At 39.4% G+C, this 16,001-nt stretch carries 12 protein-coding genes; all 12 read right to left on the bottom strand.

What is annotated here, in order from left to right:
- Positions 1–138: 138 nt before the first annotated feature.
- A complete protein-coding gene (locus tag AABI99_RS01090) occupies positions 139–2,460 on the bottom strand; it encodes an MMPL family transporter (protein WP_338362724.1) in 2,322 nt (773 codons plus the stop codon).
- Entirely contained in the window at positions 2,460–3,455 is a 996-nt protein-coding gene (locus tag AABI99_RS01085) for a YCF48-related protein (RefSeq protein ID WP_338362723.1), read from the bottom strand. The genes AABI99_RS01090 and AABI99_RS01085 overlap by 1 nt, the downstream gene beginning before the upstream one ends.
- Positions 3,456–3,578: 123 nt before the next feature.
- Positions 3,579–4,943, bottom strand: a complete 1,365-nt coding sequence (locus AABI99_RS01080) for a DUF1329 domain-containing protein (protein WP_338362722.1) — start codon at positions 4,941–4,943, stop codon at positions 3,579–3,581.
- A 13-nt stretch (positions 4,944–4,956) separates the two neighbouring features.
- Positions 4,957–7,050: a DUF1302 domain-containing protein gene (locus tag AABI99_RS01075; RefSeq protein WP_338362721.1), complete on the bottom strand. Its 2,094-nt coding sequence runs from the start codon at positions 7,048–7,050 to the stop codon at positions 4,957–4,959.
- A 250-nt stretch (positions 7,051–7,300) separates the two neighbouring features.
- A complete protein-coding gene (locus tag AABI99_RS01070; RefSeq protein ID WP_338362720.1) occupies positions 7,301–7,522 on the bottom strand; it encodes a DUF2835 domain-containing protein in 222 nt (73 codons plus the stop codon).
- A complete protein-coding gene (gene pepN, locus AABI99_RS01065; protein WP_338362719.1) occupies positions 7,523–10,117 on the bottom strand; it encodes an aminopeptidase N in 2,595 nt (864 codons plus the stop codon).
- 43 nt (positions 10,118–10,160) lie between these two features.
- Positions 10,161–11,621 carry a Na+/H+ antiporter NhaC gene (nhaC, locus tag AABI99_RS01060; RefSeq protein ID WP_338362718.1) on the bottom strand — a complete coding sequence of 487 codons (1,461 nt, stop codon included), beginning with the start codon at positions 11,619–11,621 and terminating at the stop codon, positions 10,161–10,163.
- A 179-nt stretch (positions 11,622–11,800) separates the two neighbouring features.
- The gene (gene prc / locus AABI99_RS01055; RefSeq protein WP_338362717.1) at positions 11,801–13,825 is read right to left on the bottom strand and encodes a carboxy terminal-processing peptidase; all 2,025 of its coding nucleotides are present in this window, start codon (positions 13,823–13,825) and stop codon (positions 11,801–11,803) included.
- A 26-nt stretch (positions 13,826–13,851) separates the two neighbouring features.
- Complete coding sequence (gene proQ, locus AABI99_RS01050) at positions 13,852–14,490, bottom strand: RNA chaperone ProQ (protein ID WP_338362716.1); 639 nt, start codon at positions 14,488–14,490, stop codon at positions 13,852–13,854.
- 15 nt (positions 14,491–14,505) lie between these two features.
- Positions 14,506–14,784 (bottom strand): hypothetical protein, encoded by a 279-nt coding sequence (locus AABI99_RS01045; RefSeq protein ID WP_338362813.1) that lies wholly within the window; start codon positions 14,782–14,784, stop codon positions 14,506–14,508.
- The gene (locus AABI99_RS01040; protein ID WP_338362715.1) at positions 14,784–15,242 is read right to left on the bottom strand and encodes a GAF domain-containing protein; all 459 of its coding nucleotides are present in this window, start codon (positions 15,240–15,242) and stop codon (positions 14,784–14,786) included. Before AABI99_RS01040 ends, AABI99_RS01045 begins: the two co-directional genes overlap by 1 nt.
- 128 nt (positions 15,243–15,370) lie before the next feature.
- Positions 15,371–15,751 (bottom strand): hypothetical protein, encoded by a 381-nt coding sequence (locus AABI99_RS01035; RefSeq protein ID WP_338362714.1) that lies wholly within the window; start codon positions 15,749–15,751, stop codon positions 15,371–15,373.
- Positions 15,752–16,001 lie beyond the last annotated feature (250 nt).

The raw sequence follows: 16,001 nt of genomic DNA, 5'->3' as shown, positions 1-16,001 counted from the left end.
TAAATTCTAACCCTTTTGGCGCTAATAAACAGCCTTTTCGATGAAAACATTTTAAGCATTTCAGCCATTTGCTCATCTATTCACAAAATATAGATAGAAATGACCATTACTGGTCATTTAGAAGCACAATTATTCACTTTATTTTTTCTGGTCGGTCCACAGCAGACTGCCAATTGCGGGTAATAACAGCACTGCGCCCAACATATTTACTAAAAACATGAAAGTAAGCAGTATTCCCATATCTACTTGAAACTTAAGATCAGAGAATATCCAGGTGCTGACACCTATCGCAAGCGTAATACCCGTGAACAGTACAGCACTACCACGTTCAATAAGCGCATTACGATATGCTACGCTTAGCGGTACATTTTGCTTAAGCTGCCCCATCATAGAAGAAAGGATATAAATGCCGTAGTCAACACCAATACCTACACCTAACGCTATAACCGGTAAGGTAGAAACCGTTAAGCCTATCTCTAGTTGCACCATTAATGCTTGTGCTAGCGTTGACACAATATAAAGTGGTAAAACGACTGCAACTGTCGCTTTAATGCTTTTAAAGCTCAATAAACATAAAACAATAACTGCGCCGTAAACGTAAAGCATCATCGGAATTTGCGCCGCAGAAACAGACTCGTTTGTTGCCGCCATTACTCCAACAGGACCCGAGGCTAATTTAAAGGCTAACTTATCTGTGCCTTCTTCTTGCGCAAATTGCTTAACACGTTGAATTACGGTATCGATTGTATTTGCTTTGTGATCATCTAAAAATATGATCACCGGCATTACTGAACAATCACCATTGAGTAATCCTGTGCTTGTTTCTACACGGGCTGTCGATTGCACTAGGCTGGCTGAGTTACGCGGTAAGCTCTGCCATTTTAAGTTACCTTCGTTATAACCTGCATTAACCGATTGCGCCACAGAGCTTAAACTTACAGCAGACTGAACACCGGGTACATTTTCTACTTTGTATTGAAAGCGGCTAATTCGCTCCATTACATCGTGCTCTGTACAGGCTGCTGGATAGGCTTCAACGATCACTTTTAAAATATCTGAAGAAATAGTGTATTTGTCCGATATTAAAAACGTATCTTGATTGTAACGAGCATCTTGATGAAGTGACGGCGCCCCCGCATGTAAATCACCTATTCGCATTTTATCTGCTTGCCAATAACCCAATGCAAATAATACTAAGGTAAAACCAATAATAATTTTCGCTGTTTTAGGGTCTGTGGCTTTTACTAGTAAATCGCGTATTGCATCAAGCATATTAGGTTTTTGTGAGTCGCCTGATTGAATATGAATTGTGTTGGCAAAATTCATATATGAAGCCCACACAGGTAACAAAATAAGATTAGTAAAAATAATCACTGCAACGCCTAAACTTGCTGTGATTGCTAGTTCGCGAATAATGCCAATATCAATAGTAAGTAAGGTTAAAAAACCAACCGTATCTGACAGCAGTGCAATACCACCGGGAACAAGTAATGCTCTAAAGCTTGATTGACAACAAATGCGGGTGCTCTTACCCTCACCCACTTTTTTGCCAATAGCATTAATCATTTGCACACCATGACTCACACCAATTGCAAACACTAAAAACGGCACCAATATAGACATAGGGTCGAGGCCAAAGCCTAAAGTAGACAATAAACCCATTTGCCAAATTACGGCTATAATCGAACACGCTATAGGTAAAATAGTGAGTTTTAAACTGCCACAAAACAGCCATACCATAATAAAAGTAAAGCCAATGGCAATAGCAAAAAACAATACAACCCCTTTTGCCCCTTGTGCAATATCGCCTGCCATTTTTGCAAAACCAATAATATGAATACTGACTTTATCTGTACTAAGGGGCTCTCTTAATTGTGTTTCTAACTTTTCTGCAAATGCGAGTGTGTCTAACTTTTGCTGAGTCTGCGGATCAGTTTCTAATAGCTGGGCGGTTACCATTGCACATGAGTAATCACTGGCAATCATGCGCCCTACGATTTTTGCTTTTTCAATATTTTCTTTTACAACCGCTAAGCCTTTTTGGTCGGCTTTAAAGTTTGCAGGAATAATTGGCCCGCCAGCAAAACCATCTTCAACCACTTCAACAAAACGCGCACTTGGCGCAAATATAGAATTAACTAATGGACGGTTTACACCAGGGATAAAATATAGCTGATCGTGTACCGCTTTTAATTGAGTGAAAAATTCGGGGTTAAAAATGTTGCCACTGTCATCACACACCGAGATTAAAATACTATTTGCGCCACCAAATTGTTTTTCGTGTTTGGTATACACTTTCATGTATTCGTGATTTAGCGGAATATTTTTGTTAAACGAGGCGTCTAATTGAATATGAGTGGCTTTATAGCCTAACAAACATGTGATTAGCGTAAAAGCAATCAACATGATAGTACGGTGCCTAAACACCGCCTTTTCTAAAAAATCTAAAAACGTATGCATTAAGGGGTCAACTCCTTCACTTTAATGCCATCTTCTGTTGCCATGACCAATTTATTATTAATTATTACGCCATCTAGAATCGCTTTACCATCGGGGCGTTGTTCATGTGTAAGTAAGCCGTCTTTTAAATGAAAAATCACACCACTATTAGCTAGCAGTAGCCAATGCTCATTATTAAAACTGATAATGCTATTGACTGTGGCGGCTTTTACATTTTCAAAATGCTGCCACTGCTGAGAATTCTTGTTTTTAGCAAATACATTACCTCTAAGCCCAGCAACAATTTCTTGCCCTGAGCCTGAGGCCAAAGCAAAAAAAGAACCTGGGTAAATTTCATCAAGTCGCTGCCATGTTTGTCCGCTATCAGAGCTTGTAGCCATTAAGCCCATTTCACCAACTAACATTAAACCAGTCTCTGTTTTTTCAATGCGGTTAAAGTGAGGTAATATAGAAGCAGTTTCAGCTTCGTAGCCTTCGGGGTCATGTTCCTTTAAATCATCTAAATATTCTTTATCTTCACTATAAAGTAGAGAATCTAAAAAGCGTTTATTCCAACGCTTACCACCATCATTCGTTTGATAAAACATGCCATAAGCGCCTACAGCAAAACCATTCAACTCATCCTCAAAATAGATGTCTAAACAGGGCTTATCAAGCGCTGGCTCTGCTTGTTGTAAATGCCAATTTAAGCCACCATCGGTTGTGTTTATTATCGTGGCATCGTGTCCGCATGCCCAACCATGTGTTTCACTACTAAAATCGACAGCCGTTAACAGAACCTGTGTAGGAACACTTTGTGCTTGTTGCCAATTTTCTGCATTTTTACTGGTTATTACCGTGCCATGTTTACCCACGGCCACTAATCCAGCTCCTGTATTGGTTATATCAGTAAGTAGGGTTTTACTTGCGTTAATTGCGCTAATCGCATAGTTAGGTGCATCTTGTGCAATACTTGAACTGCTTATGATAAGGCTGGCATATATCAAATACTTCATAAAATTTAATCGCCTTGAACTGAAGAATTGTTTGTCTGTTTGCTGAAGAATATTCTGCGTGTCGGTTAGACAAACGCAATGAGAAGTAAAGCAGCTAACAGGCTGTTAGCTGCTAATATCCGATTATCGACCAGCGCGGCGAAGTGCGCTTGAAGTAAATTCGTTATCGTTAAACGACTGTGAAAAGTCGTACATTTTTTCTTGGTTATCTAGACCGATAGCCAAGTAACGGCGTGAATTTAAATCATGGTACACTTCTAAAGTACTCCATTGCGTTGGCACTTCGTAGTAATTAAGACCGTAAGCCATTGCAACGCGATATAATTGGTCGCGATTATCATAAATATCAGTTACGTGTACTTGCCAGCTATCTTCATCAATATAAAACACACGTTTTTTATAAATATGACGAGTATCATCTTTTAAGTTCGCCTCAACTACCCATACACGGTGTTTCTCATAGCGTGTGTGCTCAGGGTTAATGTGTCCAGGTTTTAAAATATCATCATATTCAAGTTGATCGCTGTGTAGCTTGTAGCTGTTATAAGGAATATAGAGCTCTTGCTTGCCTTTTAGTGTCCAGTTATAACGATTAGGTGAGCCGTTAAACATATCAAAATCATCAGTGGTACGTAAGCTATCTGCCGCTGTACCTGGTGCATCATAAGCCACATTAGGCGCACGACGAACGCGACGCTGACCAGAGTTATATGTCCATGCTTGGCGAGGGGTTAAAATTTGGTCCATGGTTTCATGAACCAGCAATGCAGTACCGGCTAGTCGCGCAGGCTCTGTCACCTTTTGCTTAAATTTAAACAAAATATTTGAATCTTGAAGCTCGGCGGGCGTCGCTTTAGGATCAGAATATTTAACCAACAGTTGCTCATCAAAGCCTACATAATTATATGAGCCAGATGCAGTGGGAGCAGCTTGGCCACCAAAGCGCTCGATTGACTGTCCGCGATAGCGTAGTAAGTGGTTCCAAATAGCTTCTAAACCCGTTTTAGGAATAGGGAATGGAATACCAATGGCAGTGTTTTTTATACCATTACCGCCTTCGACCAGTTCAGCTGTTGGTGCAAACTCTTTAGTTGCATCATATACAAACTGCGGAAAAGACGCAGAGCGACGTGTTTCATAGACAGGCATTTTAAATGTATCTGGATAAGCTTCAAATAAAGCAATTTGACCAGGGCTTAAATTAGCCTTGTATTTATCAATGTTTGTTTTATCTATAGTAAATAATACTTTATCTGCTGAATACGGATCTAAGTGGTGCATCCCCGGCTCATAACCGGCAGGTGCGGATGTAATACCACCGTTCCACGCTGGAATTGAACCATCTGCGTTTGCTGCTTTTTCTGCGCCAAATGGCGTTAAATCTTGTCCTAAACGTGCAACTTCTTCAGCACTCATTTTTGCCATTGCCGCTGAACTTAAAAACATGCTACATAAAGCCGTAGCGATGAGGGTAGGTTTTTTAATCATACTAATATTACCCCTAAATAGAATATTTAATATTAAAAGAAACGTAGTCACGATCTGAGAAAGTATTGATATCGCCACCACCCCAAAATGAGTTATAGCTCACATCAAGTGACCATGCATTTTGGTAATTAAAGTTCATTGTGACACCTAATGATTTACGGTCTTCAATAAACAAGAACATAGGATCAGGCGTATTACCGTTCACATCATGAGAAAACACAAATCGCGGAGAAAAATTAATGCCATTATAAAGGTTAAAGTAGTCACCTTTAGCAATTAGGCGGTAACCCCACGACGAGGCCGTTGCAAACGACTTTTCTTCTGGGCCATTAGAAAGGCCTAGTTGTAATGTGGTGTAGTCAGTTGTGCCTGGACCTGTGATTACACCGCTTCGACCTGTACCCGACACATTTAAACGCATTTCATCATAGTCCGGCATATCATGAATTTTCACAGCCCCTACTTCACCTACTACAGCCCAACTATCTGCACCTAAAGATGGCCCGAATAAGTGCGTTGCAGTAAACTGAATTTGTGATGTGTCACGTTCGATGTAGCCTTGTGCAACCTCGCCAGCCGCAACAGAACTAATCGCATCGCCAAAACTCATTTGTGAAATACCTGCAAAATCTGGTCGAATACCTGCCAGTGCTAATTGTTCAGGCATTGCGGTATAAAGAAGCTCAACATCATCTATTTGTAGAGGCTCATCTTGACGAAAAGCAAACTCACCTGCAAAAGCAGTCTCACCAATGCTGGTGTTAAAACTTAAACCGTACAGTTTAATGTCTTCTGGGTAGTCGTTTTCAGCTTTAGAAAAAGCAACTAAATCAGCCACGTTATCATCAGTAATTTCTGTGGTTGCTATCATTGCTAAATCTTGTGCAATTGCCGCTTGCGAAAAGTTCGATACACGACCTGAAATGAGCGGTCTACGACTGTGGTAATTAACATGATATAACGCCACTTCAGTGTCGTTCCACTGTGGTAAAAACATGCCTAAGCGTAAACCGTATTGGCCGCCGTCATCTGGCTCTGTTTTGCCATTGTTACCTTTACCTTTTAATGCAACTTTGGTTGGATGCGCTAAATACATGTTTGCAAGTAGCGCTTGGCCTTCAGCACTTGATGGGTCAATGCCTTGTGCAGCAGCTGCTTGAGCAAAGGTTGCGTAAAGGTTATTAAGGCTGTCAGTCAAAAATGCCATATCAATATCAGGGTTAGAGGTAAAACCTAACTGAACATTTTGTTGGTAGCCGTTTTCTGCAGCAAAGTCATTGGTAGAAAAATAAGTACCTGCAGCTGGCAGGCGTGTTTCATGCCATTGATACTGGTAAAAACCTTCTAACGTAATGTTTTCAGTAATACCTAATGATGCCCACAACATACCAACCGGTATAAAGGCTTCTTTAAGTTCAGCACCCGGTGCTTTTAAACGGTCAATATCAACAGGGTTTACGTTAATACCATGAGAGATAAGCGTGCTTTCACCCCAGTTAACAACTTGTTGACCAAGGCGAATTGACAACGGGTTGTTGCCATCATTTAAGTCAAAGTTTGCCCACACGTAAGCATCTAAAAGACGAATATCGGCACAGCTTTGCTCTTTCGTATCGTCATCATCACATGGGTCAACGCCTTGCCCTGATGTTGGGTTAACGTAGGCTCTATCACCATCCATTAACTCAAAATCATAAAAATACATAAAACGAGTAAATAAACCGTAGTTATCTTTACTGATTGAAAGGTCGTGTGTGCCTTTCAATAATTTTGAAAACGAATCACCGCTATCAAAATTAAGATTACCTGCATCGCCATTATTTGAATAAGAGCCTGGCTGAGCCCAAACATCTTGAGAAGAATAAATTGTATTTAATGAAGGGTTGTAGCCCGTCCAATCAAACGCAGGATTATTGCTTTTACCAATAATATCGAAATCTCTGTCTTCAACACGGACGCTTTGGCCATAAGAAAAAGTTGAGTCGAAAGTGACATCAAAGCCCCCGACTTCAAAATTTGCTGCATTCGCCGCGCCAGATAAACTTAAGCTGGCGGCAGCTAAACCTATGGCTATTTTGTTTTTAACAAAAAGCGATCTTCTTATCATTGTGTATCCCCCCTGTCGTGGGTAATTATGTGTGATCAAGTTATTGTTTTTAGTGTAATCTTAACGATAGAAGCGATTATAAAAAATTACAAACGGTCGCATTCAATCATTTATTATATTTTTTAAGCTGACGTTTACGTGTTGGTAAGACGTCATACCAGATAATTTATACACGTAATTTAACAATAGAACAAATTGAAATTAACAAAAAGATAATATTTTTATGTATCTATAACATAAAAATAGTAGGTTAGGCGACACGTTCGAGGCGAATAAATTTATTCTCAGGGGTTAGTAAAAGTCTAAAGCGCCCTCTTATGCCAATAGACGAAACATAAGGGCGTAAGTGTGAGGCGGCAAATCGTATTATTTTACCGTTATCCTCAACTACTTGAACTGAGCTAAAACGACCATGGTAATAATCCATGCATTCGTTGTAGCTCAGCTGTAAAGAAAAGTAATACTCAATCATTTAACTAAGTGCTTTTTCAACCTTTTCGTACAAGTCAGCACTTAAATCATCAAGGTTTGCTAAGCGTTGTAACTGCGCCTTCATCGCATCGGCACGTGTTGTATCATAGCGTTTCCATGACATAAATGGCGTTAACATTCTTGAGGCATTTTGCGGATTAATCGCGTTTAATTTAATAAGTAAGTCGCAAAGTAATGCGTATCCTTGCCCATCTTTTCTATGAAATTGTGAAGTATTAAAGTGGCTAAAACTACCTATTAATGCCCGTACTCGATTTGGATTTGAATAATCAAAGTTAGGGTGCTCGTATAACGCTTTTATCTTCTCAATGGCATCAGTGCCTGTTTGCATAGCTTGAAGCGCAAACCATTTATCCATTACTAATACATCGTGACGCCACTGGCTATCAAAGTGCTCTAGTAAAGAGGCTGTTAATGGGTGTGACGCTTTAACTACGGCACTCAAAGAGGCTAATACGTTCGTCATATTTGAAGACCCAGCTGAGTCTTTAATAAAATGGTCAACTTGTTCAGAGGGTGTTTTAGCTAAATAGTGTAAACAAACACCTTTGAGCGCTCTTATCGCAACTGCATCTGGATTTATGCTGCCATCATCGACTAACGAATTGTGACAATTTAAAAACTCATTAAATAATTGCTCGGCAATTTGTTGCTCAAACAAAGTTGTTACTTTAGTGATCTCATCAACCGGAATAATGTCAAACTCGGCGGCAAAGGTGTCAAAGCTTGGTAGTTTAAGAAGCTCAGCAACTAATGCTAAATCACTGCTTTTTGCGTTAATTAATTCACGTAATGCCCTGATAACATTATCACTTAATTGTGCATTTTCAGGGTTACTCACTGCTTGCTTAACGGCATTGATAAACAACTGCTGCTGTGCATCCCAACGTGAAAAATGACTGCGTGCAAAACGCATTATGTGCAGCAAATCGTGCTCTGAGTTTTGCTGATTTAGGATACAAGGCGCAGAAAAGTCTTCGAGTAATACCGCCACTGGGCGAACAGGTATTTGATCAAAGTAAAACGTTTGTGTTGTCGAAGTTACATTAAGGACATGATCACGTTTTTCACCCTGATATGTAAGCGCGATACTTTGTCCATTATCATCTAATAATTCTATAGCAAACGGGATATGTAAGCTCTTGTTATTAGGCTGATTAACTGGTGCAGATTGCTCAATTGTTAGAGTATAAAGTTGTTTATTGTGATCATAGTGTTGTATTGCATTTAATCGTGGTGTACCTGATTGGCTATACCAGCGCTTAAATTGAGTTAAATCTATGCCAGAAGCATCGTTCATTGCAGCAACAAAATCATCACAGGTAACCGCTTGACCATCATGGCGTTCAAAGTAAAGCTGCATCCCTTTTTGAAAGTTAACCTCACCTAACAGGGTGTGCATCATTCGGATAACTTCAGCCCCTTTATCGTAAACAGTGACTGTATAAAAATTATTCATTTCAATTACTTTTTCAGGGCGAATTGGGTGCGCCATAGGGCCCGCATCTTCACTAAACTGGTGTGTACGCATTACTTTAACGGCATCAATGCGATTAAGTGCGCGAGAGCCCAAATCGCTACTAAATTCTTGGTCTCTAAATACTGTAAGCCCTTCTTTTAACGATAACTGAAACCAGTCTCTACACGTAACACGGTTCCCCGTCCAGTTATGAAAATACTCATGCCCTACAATTGACTCTATAGTGTGATAATCTTTATCAGTGGCGGTTTCTTGGTTAGCCAAAACGCATTTACTATTAAATACATTTAGTCCCTTGTTTTCCATAGCCCCCATATTAAAAAAGTCTACAGCGACAATCATATAAATATCTAAATCGTATTCAAGATTAAAACGCTCTTCATCCCATTGCATGGCTTTTTTTAATGAGTTAATTGCATGCGGAGTTTTAGATAAATTGCCTTTATCAACAAATAACGCAAGCTCAATTTCGCGACCACTTTTTGTTGTATAGGTATCTTTTAGTACGTCAAAATCACCCGCGACTAATGCAAACAAATAGCTTGGCTTTTTAAATGGATCTTGCCATTTGGCAAAATGTCGCCCATCGACAGTTTCACCACTGTCAATTTGATTACCATTTGATAATAAGTGTTTAAAGCTTTTATCAGCAATAATTGTTACATCATAGGTACTTAACACATCAGGACGATCTAAAAAATAAGTTATTTTTCTAAAACCTTGTGCTTCACATTGCGTGCAATATGCCCCACCCGACAAATACAGCCCCTCTAGCGAGGAGTTTGTTTGAGGAGAAATCTGGGTCACAATTTTGAGCTGACATGCATCAGGTAAACCATTAATGAATAAGTGTTCACCTTCAATTTTGTAGTCTGTGTAAGCCACATTATCTACATGTAATTCCACTAATTGTAGGTCTATACCGTCTAACACAAGTGCTGAGCAATCATTAGTTGCTCTTTTGAGTGTTAATAGGGCCGTTACTTTTGTGTCCAACGGCTGTAAGTCAAAAGTGAGCTCTGTATGCTCAATAGAAAAATTAGGGGCAGTGTAATCTTTTAAATATTGCGCTTGTGGCTTTGCTGAAACAGTCATGGTTACTCCAACGAAAGCCCCTTTAAAAAGGGGCTATTAAGATTTAAGCAGGTTGTTTGGGCTCTATACGTAAAATTTTAATACCTACATATGCATAAATAATGGCTAAAAAAGGATTAATTAAATTAAAGAAAGCATATAAAGCGTAGTCAAATGGGTTTATTAATAAAACGCTTTGCATATACGCACCACAGGTGTTCCACGGAATTAACGGGCTTGTTATTGTGCCGCCATCTTCTAAAGTACGCGATAAATTAACCGGCTTTAAGCCACGCTTTTTATACTCTTCTTTAAACATACGACCCGGTACAACAATGGCGATGTATTGATCAGCCGCTATTAGGTTTGTACCTATACAAGTAGCAATGGTAGATGTAATAAGCGAGCCAGTACTTTTTGCAATTTTTAAAATACTTTTTACAAAAATATCTAATAAACCCGTTTTTTCCATAATGGCACCAAACATAAGTGCCGTCATGATCAGCCATGTGGTGGTTAACATACCCGCCATACCGCCACCGCTGAGTAAAGAGTCCATTTTGGCATCGCCAGTGTCAATATTGAATCCATCAAAAAACGTAGTCCAAATAATTTTAAAATAACCAACTAACTCGCCCTGTGATAGGTCAAGCTGCGATGCAATAAGATCAGTTTGAAAAAACATGGCCCAAACAGCCCCTATTACAGCGCCAATTGAAATAGCTGGGAAGGCTGGCATTTTTTTAATAGCTAATACTAGCAGCACAATTAATGGAATGAGCATTTCAAAGCCAATATTGAAATTTTGTTCTAAAATCGCTGTTATTTCGTCAATTCTGCCCGCTTCGTTTGCCGCTGTTGCATTAAAGCCCATAAATATAAAAATGATCAGTGCAATGACAAAGCTTGGCACTGTAGTCCATAACATATGATGAATATGCTGAAATAAATCAGCGCCTACAACAGCTGGAGCTAAATTAGTGGTCTCAGAAAGCGGGCTGAGTTTGTCACCAAAATAAGCGCCCGAAATAACCGCACCTGCAGTAACGGTTTGATCTAATCCAAGGCCTGTGGCAACACCTAAAAGCGCAACACCTATAGTCGCCGCAGTGGTCCAAGAGCTACCTATACTCATCGCAACAATGCCACAAATTAAACAACTTGCAGCGTAAAACCAGCTTGGGTTAATAACTTGCAAACCATAATAAATAAGCGTTGGCACGGTACCCGATAATAGCCAAGTGCCAATTAAAGCACCTACCATCAATAATATTAAAATTGCCCCTAACGATAAGGTAATACCTTCAATCATGGCATCTTCTAATTTTTTCCATGTATAGCCATTTTTTAGCCCTATCAATGCCGCTGCAAAAGTGGCAAATAATAATGCTATTTGGTTAGGGCCTGATGATGAGTTATCACCAAATAAATACACTGCAGCACCTAAAAGGCAAATTAAAACAGTGATAGGGACAAGTGCATCCAAAAACGAGGCGGGTTTAATTGGTTTTTCTAAAGGCTTCAAAATAGTGACTCCTGCACACCACTTTCCGTAGTGTGGTTATTTATTATTTTTAGCGTATCAGTGCTTTTTTAAGCCACAATAACGTAACTCAATTTTGTAATTCGCGATTATAGCAATTTAGCTAAATTTAGGTAACAAAAAAGGCGCAAAAAGCGCCTTTTAAAAGGGATTACACGCGTTTATTTTTTAGCGATGCGACCAAAGTTAATGTAATCTTGAGTGATCAATGCGGCCTCTTCTAAAAAAGGATCTAACTCTTCAATTACCTCAGGTACATCATCTAAGTTCTCAACAGGTTTTTTACCTAAACGCTTTAAACGCTCATTAGTACGGGCTAAAGTGCGTGCCTCGTTTTCATCTTTTTCTTTAATGCGTTCGGCTTCAACTAAGGAAATCGTTTTACGATCTTTCTCTTCATTGTAGCGAGCAATATCATCAAACACGTAACCAAATTCGGGCTCTGTCTTAATACGCATCTCATGTTGTTTTTCAAGATAAGCAACTACAGGTGTTAAATTGCCCTGCTTTTTATACTTAGCTCGGACTATGCTATCCCATGGTAATGCATTGTCTTGTTTACTCTCGCCCCATTCGGCTGGGTCTATTGCTGAAGGGAAAGAGATATCAGGGATAACCCCTTTATGCTGTGTGCTGCCACCGTTTATACGGTAAAATTTTGCAATCGTGTATTGCACACTGCCTAAATCGTTATCGTACAAATCATAGGCACGGCCTAAACCTTTGTGCTGCTGAACAGTTCCTTTACCAAAGGTTTGTTCACCAATAATTACTGCACGGCCATAGTCTTGCATCGCAGCTGCAAAAATCTCAGAGGCTGAAGCACTGTATCGATCTACTAAAACCGTTAATGGGCCGTCGTAGTAAGTAATACCATCGCGGTCTTTTTGCTCTTCGATACGATTGTTTAATGTATGAATTTGAACAACGGGGCCTTGATCAAAAAACAGGCCTGATAATTGTGTCGCCTCATATAATGATCCGCCGCCATTTTGGCGTAAGTCGATGATAATACCATCCACGTTTTCTTCTTTGAGTTTAGCAAGTTCAACTTTAACGTCTTTTGAAAGGTTGTTGTAAAAGCCAGGGATTTCTATAACACCAATTTTTGACGTTAGATCTGAGTAGCTAGCTTCGAATACTTCAGATTTAGCCGCTCTATCTTCTAAGCGTATTTTATCACGAGTGATTTCAACGACTTTAGGCGTGCCATGTGCATCAGATCCTTTTAGATATTGTAAGCGCACCTTTGTGCCTTTAGGGCCTTTAATTAAATCAACTACGTCATCTAAGCGCCAACCAATAACATCTACAAACTCTTTTTGACCTTGGGCAACACCAATAATTTTATCGTCTGCTTTTAACTGCTCAGTTTTATCCGCTGGGCCGCCTGGCACTAAACTGCGAATAACAGTGTAATCTTCATCTGGGCTTAAAACTGCACCTATGCCTTCAAGCTCTAAGTCCATATCCATTTTAAATTGTTCTGCACGGCGCGGCGATAAATAGGAGGTATGTGCCTCAATACTGCGCGCTAATGAGTTCATCACAATCTGAAATGCATCTTCTGAATTGGTTTGTACTAATCGTTTTTGGGCGTTTTTGTAACGTTTTGTAAGGACTTCTTTTATCCCTTGCCAATCTTTACCGGTCATTTTTAAACGTAACGCATCGTATTTAACGCGCTCACGCCAAATTTCATCGAGCTCAGCTTGTGATGCAGGCCATGCTGAATCTTCACGATCAAAAAAGTATTCGTCGTCCTTATCAAACGTCATTTCTTTATCTAGCAATGATAAAGAGTAATCATAACGTTCAAACCGGCGTTTTAAACTTAGATTAAAAATATCGAATGTAAATCCAAGCTTGCCCGTAGCAATGGCATTATCAAAATCGTCACGGTACTTTTCAAACGATGCAATGTCGCTTGCTAAAAATACACTTTTATTAAAATCAAGGGATTCGATATAACGATCATATACTTTACTAGAAAGCGCATCGTTAAATCGAACCGGTGTATAGTGTGAACGAGCAAATAAGTTAGCCACCCGTTTGCTGGCAGTGCCATGTTGACTTTCTTGTTTAAGTACAGGTAAGTCTTCAAGTTTTGCCGCTTCAACTGAGGCAAATATAGAACCCGAAAACAGGGCAGCAACTAACGGAATGAGCGAAAACTTTTTACTCATACACAACTCCTTAATTTAAATACAACTTAAATAATGTATAAGCTGTCAGCTTTGGTTTTAACTTGCATGCCTGTTACTAGTTCAACATGAACTTCGTCTTTGTTTACTTCAGTAATGACTGCATTTACAAGTGCTTGGCCAAGTTTAACCTTAACCTTGTTATTAACCTTGACCTCACCTGCAGGTAAAGGTTCAACTTTTCCTGAACGTTTAGCTGGGGCTGCTTTAGCTGGTTTATTAGCTTGAGCATTACTTTTGCTAGCGTGGGCTGGTTTTTTCTTGAAAGATTTTGAATCAGAATCTTGACGTGGACGCTGCTGCTTTTTGCGCTTGGCCATTTTCGCACGGCTTTCATCTAAAGCTTTTTGAGCATGTTCAATATGTTCTTGCTCAACTTTTTCGCCTTGATTGCCATCAAGATCAATACGAAACTCTGACTTAGTCACAGCTTCTAAATAACGCCAATTTGAGGTGTATTTTCTAAGCGCTTGACGTACTTGTGTCTTACTTACTTTTTCAGACCCTTCAATACGCTCAGCAATATCTTTAAAAATACCGACTTTAAGCGGCTTAATACCGTCTTTTTGTTTAAAACACTGTGGGAATTCTTGATATAAAAATTCCAACACTTCATTAATATCTTTTAGCTTGTTTGTGGTTTCCATTTTAGAACCTATTTTTCACATCTTTTCATCTAGGGACGATTCAACGTAGTGTAATACCCAGTCGACTAACTCTTCGAAGTCAGCCTCTAGTACAGCCATATCACCACGAAGATGTTCCCAAATACCATTTATTATTTCATCGATTGATTCACAATCTAAATCATCGGGTAGTTTTTCCCAGGCTATGTGAATCAAATCATTGAGCGTTTCCGCTACATGTTCTTCATCCCCTTCCCAATCGCCAACATCTTGTATAGCAAATAGGTAGTCTTGAACATTTAGCAAGTCTTTCATTATAAGCTTGCCTCTAAGCATTTAACTAATGCTTCAAGACCCGCTTGGTCATCAGTATCAAATCGACCAACTGTTGGGCTATCAATATCAAGCACAGCAACTATTTTATCATTTTTCATGATAGGTACAACAATCTCAGAATTAGACGCCGCATCACAGGCTATATGGCCTTCAAACGCGTGAACATCTTCAATTAGTTGTGTTTGCAACGTTGCTGCTGCGGTACCGCATACTCCTTTACCTACAGGAATACGAATACAGGCCGGATTGCCTTGAAAAGGCCCCAGTACTAACTCACTTGGCGAATCCATAAAGTAAAAGCCCGCCCAATTTACATCTTCTAATGAGGTAAATAACAGCGCACTTACGTTAGCCATATTAGCGATGACATTAGATTCACCTGCAATGAGTGACTCAGTTTGCTTAACTAATGACTGGTAAAAATCGTGCTTTTGCATACCAAACTACTTCTTATTAAACAGACAGTAGCTAAAGGTACTCTTTGTCGTGAAAAATTGAAACCTTTTGCAAGCAAAAAAACAGAAATAGCGCCGTTTTTCAGCACGCTTGACTAATATTTCTGCAATTATTTTTTAGAGGATTTGCGTAAACCAAATAAAAATAGCCCTGCAGCAAATGCTGACATTACACTATTAATTAAAAATATCTCGCCTGACGTAGCACTCAATAAATAACTAAAAATTGCCCCACCTAATAAACCCAAAGTTAAAACGCCCGAATAGTTTACTTTAGCGTACTTAAACATGAGTAAATAACCAGGCACAACAAAAGCAGCCATGGTCAGCCCTACAATATGTGCATTGGCAATCGCACTCATTAAAAGTTGCAAAAATATAGTGGTAATATCACCGTTAATTGTCAGTCCATAATATATACCTAGTAGGCTGCCAACAATAACGGGCGAGAGCAAAGAAAGTGCAACACTTTTAGCAAGTTGATGTTTCATATAAGTTCCTAATCACACACTACAAACAATATATTAAGCATGCACCAAGATCTTAAGGTTAGAAACAGAGACTATGGTCGTAATTTATGATGGGAAATTATACGTATTTTTAAGTTAAAAAACGTGTTGCTGAATTAACTTATCTTAACGTTGCTAATCTAAAAACAAAAAAGCCCGCTAAGTGCGGGCTTTAATATAATGGTGGAGAGATAGGGATTTGAACCCTAGATAGGCTACAAACCTATGCCGG

Origin of the sequence: uncultured Pseudoalteromonas sp. (assembly GCF_963922945.1) — a bacterium.
In the GTDB taxonomy this organism is placed as follows: domain Bacteria; phylum Pseudomonadota; class Gammaproteobacteria; order Enterobacterales; family Alteromonadaceae; genus Pseudoalteromonas.
Note: the sequence above shows the minus strand (reverse complement) of the source record. Positions and strands in the feature narration are given on the sequence as shown.

Bases quoted from the DNA above. Each gene is read 5' to 3' on its own strand.
- AABI99_RS01090 (WP_338362724.1), bottom strand. From the start codon at position 2,460: ATGCATACGTTTTTAGATTTTTTAGAAAAGGCGGTGTTTAGGCACCGT.
- AABI99_RS01085 (WP_338362723.1), bottom strand. From the start codon at position 3,455: ATGAAGTATTTGATATATGCCAGCCTTATCATAAGCAGTTCAAGTATT.
- AABI99_RS01080 (WP_338362722.1), bottom strand. From the start codon at position 4,943: ATGATTAAAAAACCTACCCTCATCGCTACGGCTTTATGTAGCATGTTT.
- AABI99_RS01075 (WP_338362721.1), bottom strand. From the start codon at position 7,050: ATGATAAGAAGATCGCTTTTTGTTAAAAACAAAATAGCCATAGGTTTA.
- AABI99_RS01070 (WP_338362720.1), bottom strand. From the start codon at position 7,522: ATGATTGAGTATTACTTTTCTTTACAGCTGAGCTACAACGAATGCATG.
- pepN (WP_338362719.1), bottom strand. From the start codon at position 10,117: ATGACTGTTTCAGCAAAGCCACAAGCGCAATATTTAAAAGATTACACT.
- prc (WP_338362717.1), bottom strand. From the start codon at position 13,825: ATGAGTAAAAAGTTTTCGCTCATTCCGTTAGTTGCTGCCCTGTTTTCG.
- proQ (WP_338362716.1), bottom strand. From the start codon at position 14,490: ATGGAAACCACAAACAAGCTAAAAGATATTAATGAAGTGTTGGAATTT.
- AABI99_RS01045 (WP_338362813.1), bottom strand. From the start codon at position 14,784: ATGAAAGACTTGCTAAATGTTCAAGACTACCTATTTGCTATACAAGAT.
- AABI99_RS01040 (WP_338362715.1), bottom strand. From the start codon at position 15,242: ATGCAAAAGCACGATTTTTACCAGTCATTAGTTAAGCAAACTGAGTCA.
- AABI99_RS01035 (WP_338362714.1), bottom strand. From the start codon at position 15,751: ATGAAACATCAACTTGCTAAAAGTGTTGCACTTTCTTTGCTCTCGCCC.